Raw genomic sequence first — 13573 nt, forward strand, 5'->3', positions numbered from 1 at the left:
ATTTATCGTCTTCGAAATGTCTGCCTCACAGTATCCGGTTCTCAAGGTCCCTAACCTGCATAAGACCTGCTCTCTTTGGTCTTATCAGGGCTTGTGTTTGCTTTCGAGGTCTCCCCCGAAGCGCAAGATAGAACTTTACCCTCCCTGCACCTCCCCGTCAAGGAAAAGTTTTGAAAGAAAGCTACCACTCGCACACTTTGTCTTGATTTGAGCGTTATGCGGCCGTATTACCTGGGGATATGCTGCTCTTTGAAATGTTGGAGGAAATGTGAAGGTTTACATTGCCGCTCAATTTGGAAGGTTTTGCTCCCGTTTATTTCTGCCCTGAATGCTCGCCGCGGGCTCCATGACCGTGGCCATTGCCTTCTCCATGACCGTTACCAGCTTCGTGACCGTTACCGGCTGCCTTTTCTTGTTCCTCACTGTATGACAAGCCCTGTGCGGCAGCGAGATCGCGTAGTTCCCGCATGCTCATTGCTGAGCATTCGTCCATACTCAGCGAGTCGTCTGCTTCCACAAGCTGTTGGGCTATCTCATAGCGCCCCATGCTCATCCCGCACGCATGCGCGCTTTCATGCGTTTGCCTATCAGCACGCGAGCACGCCGTTTGACACGGGATCTTCGAAAAGCCTGTTTCGCTTTCGCGCTCAAGGCGGTCGGCTTGCTTGCTATTTCGTGCGGAAACGACTACGTCCACCATGGCATCTTCTGTAACGTAGGAGGAAAGCGCCTGGCTTTCGGCAAGGCGGTCAATTGCTGTTGTGTAGGAGCAGTGGGTAAGGTCGACCTCGTCAACGATTTCGCACCCTTCCTCATTTAAGCCCCGCGCGCTCACGACGACGCCAAAGCAGTTGACCGACAGCTCCAGCGAAGGATTCACATCAATGTCAACATACGCAGCGGGCGTGCAGTACGCCGTCGCACCTCCAAAGCACAGCACAACCAGCAACATACATGCAGCAATGGGGACGGCGAAACGTATGCGGCGAGCCGCAACGACGCGGTGACCACGCTTCGACACAACCGGCTCTTGTTCCAAATTTGAAAGCGAGCTTTCGCTCTTTCGCTTACTCTCTATAAAGGCAAGCGTGGTGCTTTTCACGGATTCGGGGGCGCAAACCTTAGCGAACGCATCCCGAACCTGCTGGTCGACATCGGTCATCGTAACGCCTCCCTCAATTGGCGCTTGCCGCGAGCAAGCCACGAATACACGGTATTCACCGGGGCATCAACCATTGTGGCAATTTCCGGCGCGGTGTAGCCTTCGCATATCGACAGGTACAGTGGGGTGCGCGGCGGGTCATCGAGACTCCGCATCACATTGACAACTTCACTCTCAAACGAAGCAGGCTGAGTCAACGGGTCAACTGGTGCCGGGATACTCTGGCTTCGACTATTATCAAGTGCCACAGTGCGCCGCGCGGCCGCCTTCAGCATGTCCTTGCACACGTTTGATGCCACACGGATAAGCCACGCCTTGCGATGCTCGTCCCCCTCAAACACTACGTCGTCGGCAAGCGCATACTTGAGAAACGTGTCTTGGAATGCATCTTGCGCGTCGGCGTGTGTATGAAAGCACAGCACGCACACGCGCCACACCTCATCGGCGTGGCGCTGCATCGTTTTTTCTATGTCGCGCGACTCCCTCATTGGCTAGCTCAGCGCGTCCTTACTTGCAAAGAGTCCAGATTAGCGGCGACAACCGTGACCGCCATGGTGTCCAGCGTGATGACCGCCGTAGACAGGACGATCAGGGTTGACAGCTTCTGCACGGTCGCAGACGCCGTTGCCGTCTTCGTCAACGAATCCTGAGTCAGCAGGACGATCGGAGCTGGCGGCTTCCGCACGATCGCAGACGCCGTCGTTGTTCTCGTCAACAAACGCGCCTGGTGCCCCTGCCGGGCAAGCTGCGACACATGCGGCACTGGCAGGCGCACACGTCCAATTCGCTGCCGCCGACGCAACCATTGGCACCATGACAGCAACTGCTAGCCCCACTGCGGCAATACCAGCGATTATCGTCTTTTTCATCGTCTTATCATCCTTTCGCGCACGTGCCCCGTAGCGAACGCAGGAAAACAGTCGCGCGGGACGACGCAAAAGGCACATCTGTTTCGATGTATCCTTACAATCGTCTCACTCAAGAGCATGCCCGCGTACCTTGGGACGCTGATTTTATCCTCTCATGAACAACACGAATGAGGACGGCACATCCTTGCAACGATTTTGACTATTTTCCGGTTGCTCACATGATGCCCACAAAACGCTTGAGTGTTACGCGAAACGGACGAACTTCTTTTTTCCTACCTGAATCTGCGCGCCAACAAGCGCGTCAGGCGGCAAGTTGTAGGACTTCGCGGCAACGGGTTGCCCGTTCAGCTTCACGGCACCCGCATCGATGAGCCGACGCGCCTCAGAAGCGCTCGGTGCCACGCCCGCGCTGACAAGCAATTTCGCGAAATACACCGTTCCGTCCGGCAACGGAGTCAGATCGGCCTCGTATACAGGCGCGTCCTCCGGAAAACCATGCTCCTTGAACTTGAGATCGAAGTCGGCCTCAGCTGCAGCGGCAGCTGCCTCGTCGTAGTACGCAGCCACAATGTTGCGCGCAAGTGAGCGCTTCACCTTATTGGGGTGCAGTTCGTCGGCGGCTAGCCCGCGCTCAATTTCGTCGATCTCATCAACGGGAACTGTCGATGCCAACCGGAAGTACTTCACCATAACCTCGTCGGGTACCGACATCAGCTTGCCGAACATGTCGGCAGGCTCGTCGGTGAGACCGACGTAATTACCGTAGCTCTTCGACATCTTCTTCACGCCATCGGTGCCTTCGAGCAGCGGCAGCGTGAGGCACACCTGCGGTTCGAGACCCATTTTTTCCATGAGCTCGCGGCCGGCGAGCAAGTTGAACAGCTGATCGGTGCCGCCGAGCTCAACGTCGGCTTTAATGACTACCGAATCGTACGCTTGCATGGTGGGATAGAGGAACTCGTGCAAGCCAATGGACTGGTTTGACGTATAGCGGTTGTGGAAATCGTCGCGTTCGAGGATGCGCGCCACTGTGAAGTTCGAGGTGATCTTCAATAGGTCTTCCATGCCAAGAGCAAGGATCCACTCGGAGTTAAAACGCAGCGTGGTCTTTTCGGGATCAAGCACCTTAAATGCCTGGTCAACGTAGGTTTGAGCGTTTGCTTTAATCTGCTCGCGCGTGAGCTGCGGACGCGTGGTGTTGCGCCCTGACGGATCACCAATGAGTGCTGTACCGTCACCAATAATGAGCGTAACCCGATGCCCGAGGTCCTGGAATTGACGTAGCTTACGCAGCGGCACCGCGTGCCCCAGGTGGATATCGGGGGCCGTAGGGTCGACACCCAGCTTGATGTTGAGCGGCGTGCCGCGCTTCAGCTTTTCGAGCAGGGCGGACTCGGGCACGATCTGAGCCGCGCCCGAAGCAATGATGTGAAGTTGTTCTTCCGGTGAAAGCATGGTTGTTTTTCCCTCTTCCGTTTACTGTGCGCGAACCATCATATACCAACTCGCCGCTGCGACCGACACCAAATCGCGCCGAACATCTGCGCACGGCCGTATTCCGCTTTCGCCGTTCGGCTTGCGGCATTCGACTTTCAGTTTGTGGTGTTCGCCGTTCGACTTGCGGTATTCGGATTTCCTGCCACGCCGCACGTAGTCAAAGCCGAATGTCCTACATCACCCCTCGGAACAAATGCCCTGTGGTTGCCCCTCGTGGTTTCGGAAACGCCGCCCCGCCATGCAGCGCGGCATCCAGCGCACGAACTGCGCGCGAGGTGGCCTTTGCGGTTTCTTCGGGCGTCATGAGTGTCGAATCGACCATGAACGCGCTGATACCCATGTCGATCAGGTCGGGAAGCGTATGTACGATGTCGAGCGACACGCCGTTGTACAGGTGCCCGCGGCCAAGTGCGTCTGACACCACCGGGAAATCGAACCCCTTGCGATCGGTCAGGTGATGGTGCACTTCTCGGCGGGGGCATTCATTGCAGCGTTCATTACACGGCCCCTGACTCATAAGCGGGCAGTGCTCGGTGATCATGAGTTCTTGCGCCCCAACAACAACGATACCTAAAGGAACTGTCGCGCCGCGGGCCATGTCGTCAAGCTGACCGAGCGTAAGCTCCGGCGACAGCCAGACGCGATGCGCCCCCAGTGTTGCAGCAGCCTGCAATGCGGCACGATTCGTTACTGGCACATGGAAGCCAAGTTCGGGAAGCGCACCTTCGTCATGCGCCCGAACGAGGTCGCCCAGCGAATCGGCGAACACAGGTTTGCCGGGTTTTACGTAGCGCCAGGCGTCAAACCCGAGTCGTTCCTCGCGCGTTCCTGGCACCGGGTCATGGTTGACGACCGGCAACGCGATGATGGCTCGCTTCGGATAGCCCGCCTGACCTGCCTGCGATAAGCGAACGCCTTGGCAGCTTGCCTCGCCCCGCTTGTAGTTGAGAGCAGGCACGTACACCGCCTGGGCTCCAGCACGCTTCGCCGCACGAGCGCACGCGGGATTTGTCGCCCATACGGCAACGAATGGCACGTCGTTGTCGGCTGAACACGCGGGTTGGAGCGGATAGGCGATGTGGGTGGCGTGGGTGGCGCGAGAATCGGCCCGATTGGCGGTGATCAGCAGATCGGATAGCGCATCAAGTGCGGCAGTGCGCAGCCGGTGTAGCTGCGAGAAGCCCATACCCACACCGTCGTCAAGATCGATTTCGAGCGATTCCAGACAGAAGGGCGTCTGACCCAAGCGATCAACATGCTCGCGAACCTCGTCTTCGGTAAGCGCCTTCGTGCGCGCCACTTCGACAACGCTCCCCTCGGCATGTCCGACAACCTTGCCCGCAACGCGCGGCTCACACGGGCTGAACTCGACGCGCGCGGGCTCGCCGAGACGCAACTGAACCTTGCCCACAACCGCAACGCGAGGCGAAAACGGATCGTCAACGAAGCGCGCTTCGGCACTGCGAACGCGAAACACCCGGTCGCCCTTCCCCACCGCGCGCTCGGGCTGCACAAACACGGTATTCTTCTCGAACCGCGCCGTTTGGTCGAGCACGTGTGCGAAATGCCCCTTGTTGGTCCAGAATTCGATGACGTCGCCTGGGACGAGTCGCACTTCAGAGGCAATAGCAACCCAACCGTCTCCAACACGCGACACGCGCCCCGCGAACACACCCCGGTTGTTGGGCCTGCCGTAGCTCATGATGTCGTTGCCACGATGCCCTTCCAGATATGCCGTGGTGAAGCCACGCGAGAACGCCTCGGACAGCGTACGACGTTCCTGATCGGTTGCCTTCGCACTCACCTCACCCGCCAACACACGATCGAGCACGCAACGGTAAACGCCCACCACCGCAAAAACGTATTCGGGCGACTTCATGCGGCCCTCGATCTTCAGCGACGATACACCTGCGCGCACCAACTGCGGCAGCACATCGATGGTGCAGAGATCCTGCGGCGACAGCAAGTGCTCGCCTGGGGCAGGAAGCGGGTCGGGATTGCTTTCGGCATGCAGATCGTAGGACAGCCGACACGCCTGCGCACACAAGCCCCGATTCGCCGAACGTCCACCAATAAGCGACGACATAAGACACTGTCCTGAATAGCACACACACAGCGCCCCGTGGGCAAAGGTTTCCACCTGCATTCCCAATTGAGCCGCAACGTCGGCGAGTTGCTCAATCTCGCCCATTGACAGCTCGCGAGCCAGCGTGACGCGACGAGCCCCCAACAGAGCGGCCGCTTCCAAACCGGCAATACTGTGAGTGTTCATCTGGGTTGAAATGTGCAAGTTCGCCTCGGGCACCTGCTCTTTCAAGCGGGAGGCCACGCCAATATCTTGCACGATAAACGCATCGGCCCCAGCGTTTGCCGCACGGCTCGCAACTTCGATGGCGCGGTCGATCTCGGAGGGTAGCACGAGTGTGTTCAGTGTCACGTACACCCGCACGTTACGCAGATGCGCATAGTCACACGCTTGAGCCAATGTATCGAGTGTGAAGTTCTCGGCGTTTCGCCGTGCGTTGAAAGCATCGAGTCCAAGATACACCGCATCGGCCCCAGCGGCCACTGCGGCATGAAGAGCGCTTGGCCCGCCAGCCGGTGCGAGCAGTTCGACGCGCCGTTCAACGCCGTCAACCACCTTGCTTGTCATGTATCGTTCCCCCATCGTTTTCCCGTGCAATTCCCCAAAAATGCCCGAGAACTGCGTCTTTCATGCTTTATTCTTATCGAATCGGCACGCGTTTCGCGCGCGTGCACAACGGTAATGCGGTCAACTTCAGAAATGGTAGTATAACGGAGCATGAAGGTACGCAGAAAACAGCGCGAAAAGCGCTCCCATGCCGTGCAATGGGGTCTTCTTGTAGCAGTACTGTCAGTCAGCCTGATCGCCTATTCCGGCGTACACGGGGTGCTGCGCATCATGGAGGGTTGGGCCGACGACCTGCCTGACGTCTCGTCGTTCGATTTTGCCAGCCACGCTGAGGAATCGACCATGTGGGCAGCGGATGGCACCACAAAACTCGCGCAATTCCAACTTGAGAAACGCGATCCGGTAACGCTTGACCAGGTGAATACTTACGTAACGCAAGCAACTATTGCCACCGAAGATTCCCGCTTCTACGAGCACGACGGCGTGGACATCATGGGTATCGCGCGCGCCGTGCTGAACAATCTGCGCGGCGGCGATATGCAGGGTGCATCAACGATCACACAGCAGCTCGTGCGCAACACGATCCTATTCGACGAGATGGACGACATCTCGCTCAAGCGCAAGATTCGCGAAGCGACGCTGGCGCTGGAAATGGAAAAACGCTTTTCCAAAGACGATATCCTGCTCATGTACCTAAACACCATCAACTACGGCGATGGCTGTTACGGCATTCAGGCAGCAGCACAAAACTACTTTCAGGTAAACGCGAGCGACCTGACGTTGACGCAGGCAGCAACGCTTGCCGGTATCCCACAGTCACCGACGTACCTCAACCCCAAGGAAAACCCCGACGCATGCCTTGAACGACGCAATATCGTGCTCGACCGAATGCTGAGCGTTGGTGACATCACACAAGAGGAACACGATGCGGCAGTTGCTGAAGAGCTGAATTTGAACCCTGCGCCCGACGCGCGTATCGACGGCATAACCGCGTTCCCGTACTTCACCAGTTACGTGCGCGATTTGCTGCTTGACGAAAACAATGGCTTCGACGTGTCATACGAGGACCTGTTCGCAGGCGGCCTCACTATCCACACCACACTTGATCCTGTTATGCAGGAAAAAGCCGAGCAAACCTGCGCAGAGCAGTGCGCGCAGATGGCCGACAACCTAGAAGCGGCGTTGGTAGCGATCGACCCTGCGACCGGGCACATTCTGGCACTGGTAGGCGGCAAGGATTTTGACGCCAACCAGTTCAACATCGCGACACAGGGCGGACGCCCTGCCGGTTCGTCATTTAAGGCGTTCACACTGGCAACCGCCATCGAAGAAGGCATTGATCCCGACACGCTTATCGACTGCACAAACCCACTGAAGATGGAAACAGGTGATGAGCTGTACAACTACGGCAAACAGGACCAGGGTATTCGGTCCATCGCCAGCGCAACAGCCGTGTCATCAAACACTGGCTATTACCGTCTCATCCAAGAAGTCGGCTCGTCGCAGGTAGTGAACATGGCTCACCGGCTGGGTGTAACCTCTCCGTTGAGCAACCTTCCCATCATTACGCTGGGCACCGAAAACACCACGCCGCTGGAGATGGCCGAGGCGTACTCGTCGTTCGCAACCGGCGGCACACACCGCAAAGCCATCGCTATCACACGCATCGAGAACAGTGATGGCGAGGTACTCTACGAAGCGCCCGACACCAGCGAGCGCGTGCTTGACGAAAAGGTAGCCGGCGCGGTGACCAAGGTGCTGCGCGGCGTGTTCGAGTCACCGGAAGGGACAGCATACGGCTTCGGCTTGGCAAGTGGGCAGCCCGTGGCCGGCAAGACCGGTACCGGTACCGACTGGCGCGATCACACGCTGGTGGGCTACACCCCCACCCTGTGCTGTTCGGTGTGGATCGGCGCGCGCGACTACAGCCCCACCGATGAAAACCTTACCTGCAACTGGCTGTGGAGTACGTTCATGAGCCGTGCGCTCGAAGGAACCGAGATCACCAACTTCCCCGATGTGGAAGACCCGAAATACAACAACAACTTCAATGAGAAACAGAAAGAGCTTACCTCAAAAGCAGCTGAGAATGCACCAAATACGAGTGGAAAAACACTTGATGAGGCTAAGGAGCTCCTGAACTCGTACAAGACGTCGTACGTCGAAGAATACTCCGATTCGGTGCCTGCTGGCACGGTGATCAGCCAGTCCGTGCAAGACGGGAAAATCGTAGTGGTGGTATCGAAGGGACCCAACCCCGATGCGCAAGGAACGGATGACCCGAACGCACCCGACGATGAGGGCAACGATACAGAATCGGGAGACCCGAACACCTCTGGAGAGTCAGCGCAACCAGCAAGCACGTAACGCACCTGATCGAAGCAGCGCCAGAATCGTGCGCATGCTCGGCGCACCATCGCAAAGCGGGTCGGCAATTTGCCGACCCGCTTTTCTGCCACTTACAGAGGGGAATACTGATTCATTCCCTAGCTGAAACGCACTATTTCTTCGCTGCAGCTGCGTTGTCACCTGACTGAAGCAGGCCGATTCCTTCGTCATATTTGCTCTTGATCTGGGAGATTCGGTTGTCGTACGAAGTCCAATCGAACGGATTGTCCGCAGTTGCCGATTCTATTTCGGTATACAGAGCAATGTAGTCGTCAAGTGCCTCTTTTAGTGCGTTCGTTCCGTCAACATAGGAAGTCTGAATATCTTCCAATCCTTCAGGCGCTTCGATTTTCGCCAACTCGTCGAGTGCAGCGTAGGCATTGTCAGCTTGCGTGCGCATGTTCACGACATCGCCGCGCGACACGGCATCGATGAAACTACCGAGTTTCGCCTCCAGGCTTTCCATGCTCTGATTTACCTGGGCCATATAGTCGCGATTCGCCTGCTGCGCTTGCTCGCTTTCGCTCGGCCCCGTTGTGCAGCCAGACAATGCAGCAAGCAACAGCACGCCTGCACAAGCGAAGGCGATCACGTTCTTTCGCAAGAGCATCGTTCTCATGAACCTTTCCTCCTTTGCAGCTGACAGGCGATCCCCTTCGATGTTTGGGCCCTGCGCACTGCCGTGCGTTTTATACATTCCGTTACCTATACGCTAACATGCCACCCACAACATCACGTGATGGGTGCCATACCTCACTCGTTGGCGAGAATATGTTTACCAAGCGCCACGCCATACGAGCAGCCGTCGATACCGACCTGCCACTTTCCGCTTGCGGCTCTTCGTCCGGCTCGGTAAGCGCTGCCGGGCTTCCCGGATCAGGGTTCGTGGGTTCAACCGGAGTGACGGGATCAACCGGAGTGGCAGGATCAACTGGAGTGACGGGATCGACCGGAGTGGCAGGATCAACCGGAGCAACCGTAGGATCATCGGTAGTGGAAGGATCGTTCTCGCCGTCCTTCTTTTCGTCATCCGCTTCGTCGTCTTTTTTGTCCTCACCCTGAGAACCCGACCAATACCCACTGCCAATGTGGTATTTGGCATCATTGTATGGTTTATACGGAGGATCGTCCGCCGTAGGGAACGCGCGCACAGGGTCGCCACCCCACACCGCACCCACGAAATCCATGAACACGTCGACGCACATGCTGTGATGTGGCATGACATTTTGGTTGCTGGGGTCACCCACCCATACACTTACGGCGATTTGCGGAATGGTGCCCGTAAACGTAATGTCCCGAGAGTTTTCGCTGGTACCTGTTTTGCACGCCACCGGCTGCCCGTTCGGCAAGCTATACCCCGCGCCCGTGCCCTCGTACGACAGTACCGATTGCATGGCGGTAGCGGCAGCATATGCAACCTCGGGGGTAAGTGCCTGATCGCCTTCGGGATTTGTGTTATCAATGACCACTGCACCCTTGCGATCGTAGATTTGCAGCACCGGCTGCGGGTCGTAATGCTTGCCGCCGCTAGAAATGGTGGCGAAGGAATTCGCCATATCAAGCGGCGTAACGTTGGCCACGCCAAGTGTGAGTGAAGCTCCTGCGCCCGACGAGCGCAAATCGCTTGTGATGCCCATACGCTCTGCAACATCGATAACGCTGTTGGTACCCAAGCTCGAGATAAGACGAACGAAACCCGTGTTCGATGACACGGCAAACGCCCTGGTTATACTACGCGTGCCGTAGTTGATGTTGTCGATGTTTCGCAGGGTGTACCCATCAACGGTGGCCGGCGATGAGCAATCGACGTTGGTGGTGTCGGGATCGATGCCACGCTCAATAGCGGAAACCAGCGTGAACGTCTTAAAGGCAGAACCACAGGGCCTGCCCCCGTCGGTACCTTCACCCGTTGCGAGATTCAACTCTTCTTCGTCGTAGTTCGAACCGCCCACCAGCGCTTTCACGTAACCCGTACCCGGCTCAACGGCAGCGATGGCAACTTCCATACTGTCATCGAGCGTCGTCCGCTTCTTGGCAGCGGCGCGCTCGGCCTGCTGCTGCACATTCACATCAAGCGTGGTGATAACCTTGAGACCACCCTTAAAGATTTCGGCAGTGGAATACTTGTACGGCCCATTTTCGTCCATGAGCAGATTGCGCACATAGCTCGTGAAGTACGGGTAAGCAATAAGCCCGTCGTCGGACTGCTCCGTGGGATTAAGCACAAGCGGCTCTGCTACCGCCGCATCGTGTTCTTCCTGCGTGATATAGCCATTGCTCAGCATGCGATCGAGCACCAAATTGCGGCGCGCAACACACTGCTCAGGGTTGTCGATGGGATTGTTATACGTGGGCGACTGAGGAATGCCAACGAGCGTGGCGGCCTCGGCAAGCGTGAGGTCGCTGGCGCTCTTCGAGAAGTAGCGCTTCGATGCCGCCTCGATTCCATACGCACCCGAACCGTAGTTGATGGTGTTTAAGTACATGAGCAAGATGTCTTCTTTCGAGTACACCTGCTCGAGCTTCATCGCCAGATAGATTTCGCGTACCTTACGCTTGTAGGAGATTTCGTCCATCTCGCTCGACAGAATAGTGTTGCGCACAAACTGCTGTGTGATAGTCGATGCACCCTCGCGTTCGCCGCCGGTGAGGTTGTTCACCGCAGCGCGCGCAATGCCTGCTAGGTCAAACCCGGCATGATCATAGAAACGTTCGTCCTCGGTAGCCACCGTGCCTTCGAGGACATACGGACTCACCTGGTCGATACTGACCGGCTCGCGCCATTCAAGCTGAAATTTCGCAAGCAGCGTTGCTCCGTCGCTCGCGTACACCTCGGTAGGAAGCGCTGCGTTGTACGCGCTCGCATCTTCGTAATCGGGAAGATCAGTCAGCCACGAAGACCCCAGTGCATACACGCCGACACTCAGCGCCACAATAACACCGAAAATAACTGCGATAACCGAAAGAACGCCAGGAGACGCATGTTTCTTCTTGACGCCGCATCTGTTCTTGATTGCCCGTGATGCCATGCACACCTCCCTTTAGGTAGCAACCACCATTGTATCATCGGGGCGTGCAGTCACCTCAAACAACACGAGTTCGTTGAAAAACAGTAAGGAGACCCATCCCTTTTGTGGCGGATCTCCTTACGGAAGCTCGTTAAAACGGCATGCCGAGCCAAACGATGAGCAGCATCACACAGGTTTCAAACGCCCTGCGACTGCGCTTCTAGCGGCACCGTAAGCGATTGATAGCGGCTTCGATACGAGCGGATGCCTCGGGCGACTCCGCCACGATGAGAATGGTGTTGTCACCAGCCACCGTGCCGAGCGCACCATGCAGGTCGGCCTTATCAAGTGCCGCCGACACGCCCGCCGCGCCGCCCGAGAAGGTTTTCACCACAACCAAGTTCCCAGCGACGTGCACTTCCTCAACCAATTCCGACACCATGCGCTGTAGCCGCATTTCCTCTGGTAGCACGTAGTATCCTTCACGCGACTTCACCAGACCCATGTCCATGATGTCGCGAGAAATGGTCGCTTGTGTACAGTCGTATCCTGCTTTTTGCAGGTGGTCGGCAAGATCGCGCTGCGTCTTGACGTTATTCACCCGAATGATGTCACGAATGACATCGTGACGTTGCTGGCGTTTCCTCATAGCGTCTACCCCTTTGCGCTTGTTCCCTCCGACAATCTATCCCAGCAATTCTCCCAACGCTTCAACCAGCGCATCGACATCGGCTTCCGTACAAATGAGCGGCGGTAGGAACCGAAGCGTGCTCGGACCGGTTGCGTTCAGCAGCAGTCCTTTACCAAGCGCCCTGCTTACCACGTCGGGAGCAGAAACCCCCTCGCGCAGATCGGCGGCGTTCATCAGGCCGAAACCACGAACCTCAACCACGCCGGGAAGCGACGCCAAACGCTCGCGCATGTACGCGCCCACACGCAGCACGTTTTCGGCAATGGCTTCATCGCGAATGGTGCGCAGCACCGCCAACGCCGAGCTGACCGCCAAGTTGCTGCCGCCAAACGTGGTTCCATGATCGCCCGGCTCGAACGCCGCAGCCACGCTGGCTCGTGCGGCGCACATACCCATGGGGAACCCCGATGCGACACCCTTCGCGATGGTCACAATATCGGGCACCACACCGAAGTTCTGGAACCCAAACGGCTTGCCAGTACGGAAGATGCCGCACTGTACCTCATCACACACAAGCAGCGCGCCGCGCTCAGCAGTAAGACGACGGGCTGCCTGCATAAACTCGGGCGTGGCGGGGTGTACGCCGCTTTCGCCCTGAATCGGTTCAAGCATAATAGCGCAGATGGAGTCGCCCTGCTGCTCGAACAACTGCTCGAGCGCCGCAATGTCGTTGAGCGGCGTGGCAACAAACCCGTCGGGCAGAGGCATGAACGCTTCCTGCTTGACCGGCTGTGCGGTAGCAGCAAGGGTTGCCAACGTGCGACCGTGGAAACTGCGCTCCATCACAACGATCGTACGCGGCGCTGCAGCAAACGCCTGTGCCTGCTTGCCTGGTTCCGCCTGTGCTGCGGCGCGTTTGCGTGCATACAGACGAGAAAGTTTGATAGCGCATTCATTCGACTCTGCGCCGGAATTACTGAAGAAGCTTTGCCACACCTCCTGATCAGCTTCTTCGACACCAACGTTCATCAGGTCGGAAACCATCTTGGCGACTTCGCCACGGTTCTCGATGTAATAGTAGTTACTCACATGGACGAGTTTGTGCGCTTGCTCACTTAAAGCATTAACCAATGCAGGATGACAATGCCCTAAGCTGCACACGCCGATACCCGCAATGAAATCGAGTAGCTGGTTGCCCTCGGAATCGACGACACGCATGCCTGCGCCCTCGACCAGTTGCACCGGCTTGCGGGCGAACGTGCCCATGACATATTCGGATTCCAATGCGCGTTGTTCTGCGAAACCCATGTTCTCTCCTATCAATACCGGCACCTCAAACGGCGCTTATGGCGAATTCCTCAACGT

Annotated in this window: 10 protein-coding genes; 1 reads left to right on the forward strand and 9 read right to left on the reverse strand. The window is 57.3% G+C overall.

What is annotated here, in order from left to right:
• Nucleotides 1-313: 313 nt before the first annotated feature.
• From G7Y43_RS09565 to G7Y43_RS09585, 5 genes are all read right to left on the reverse strand, one after another.
• Nucleotides 314-1162 (reverse strand): hypothetical protein, encoded by an 849-nt coding sequence (locus G7Y43_RS09565; RefSeq protein ID WP_165046188.1) that lies wholly within the window; start codon nucleotides 1160-1162, stop codon nucleotides 314-316.
• Nucleotides 1159-1650 carry an RNA polymerase sigma factor gene (locus G7Y43_RS09570; RefSeq protein WP_165046189.1) on the reverse strand — a complete coding sequence of 164 codons (492 nt, stop codon included), beginning with the start codon at nucleotides 1648-1650 and terminating at the stop codon, nucleotides 1159-1161. The genes G7Y43_RS09565 and G7Y43_RS09570 overlap by 4 nt, the downstream gene beginning before the upstream one ends.
• Before the next feature lie 39 nt (nucleotides 1651-1689).
• A complete protein-coding gene (locus G7Y43_RS09575; protein WP_165046190.1) occupies nucleotides 1690-2031 on the reverse strand; it encodes a hypothetical protein in 342 nt (113 codons plus the stop codon).
• A 243-nt stretch (nucleotides 2032-2274) separates the two neighbouring features.
• Nucleotides 2275-3486: a tyrosine--tRNA ligase gene (tyrS, locus tag G7Y43_RS09580; protein WP_165046191.1), complete on the reverse strand. Its 1212-nt coding sequence runs from the start codon at nucleotides 3484-3486 to the stop codon at nucleotides 2275-2277.
• A gap of 214 nt (nucleotides 3487-3700) precedes the next feature.
• Complete coding sequence (locus G7Y43_RS09585) at nucleotides 3701-6181, reverse strand: DUF3656 domain-containing protein (RefSeq protein WP_165046192.1); 2481 nt, start codon at nucleotides 6179-6181, stop codon at nucleotides 3701-3703.
• A 150-nt stretch (nucleotides 6182-6331) separates the two neighbouring features.
• Here G7Y43_RS09585 and G7Y43_RS09590 point away from each other — a divergent pair, with 150 nt between their 5' ends.
• On the forward strand, nucleotides 6332-8548 hold the full coding sequence (locus tag G7Y43_RS09590) for a transglycosylase domain-containing protein (protein WP_165046193.1): 2217 nt from the start codon (nucleotides 6332-6334) through the stop codon (nucleotides 8546-8548).
• 133 nt (nucleotides 8549-8681) lie between these two features.
• Here G7Y43_RS09590 and G7Y43_RS09595 read toward each other — a convergent pair whose 3' ends face one another.
• The 4 genes from G7Y43_RS09595 to G7Y43_RS09610 all read right to left on the reverse strand — a co-directional run bounded on the left by G7Y43_RS09595 (nucleotide 8682) and on the right by G7Y43_RS09610 (nucleotide 13516).
• On the reverse strand, nucleotides 8682-9188 hold the full coding sequence (locus tag G7Y43_RS09595) for a hypothetical protein (RefSeq protein ID WP_241158237.1): 507 nt from the start codon (nucleotides 9186-9188) through the stop codon (nucleotides 8682-8684).
• A gap of 82 nt (nucleotides 9189-9270) precedes the next feature.
• The gene (locus G7Y43_RS09600) at nucleotides 9271-11598 is read right to left on the reverse strand and encodes a transglycosylase domain-containing protein (protein WP_165046194.1); all 2328 of its coding nucleotides are present in this window, start codon (nucleotides 11596-11598) and stop codon (nucleotides 9271-9273) included.
• 199 nt (nucleotides 11599-11797) lie between these two features.
• Complete coding sequence (locus G7Y43_RS09605) at nucleotides 11798-12226, reverse strand: arginine repressor (protein ID WP_165046195.1); 429 nt, start codon at nucleotides 12224-12226, stop codon at nucleotides 11798-11800.
• Nucleotides 12227-12262: 36 nt separating this feature from the next.
• Nucleotides 12263-13516, reverse strand: coding sequence for an aspartate aminotransferase family protein (locus tag G7Y43_RS09610; protein WP_165046196.1), 1254 nt, complete (start codon nucleotides 13514-13516; stop codon nucleotides 12263-12265).
• Nucleotides 13517-13573: the final 57 nt, after the last annotated feature.

Source organism: Adlercreutzia sp. ZJ138 (assembly GCF_011038935.1).
GTDB lineage: Bacteria > Actinomycetota > Coriobacteriia > Coriobacteriales > Eggerthellaceae > ZJ141.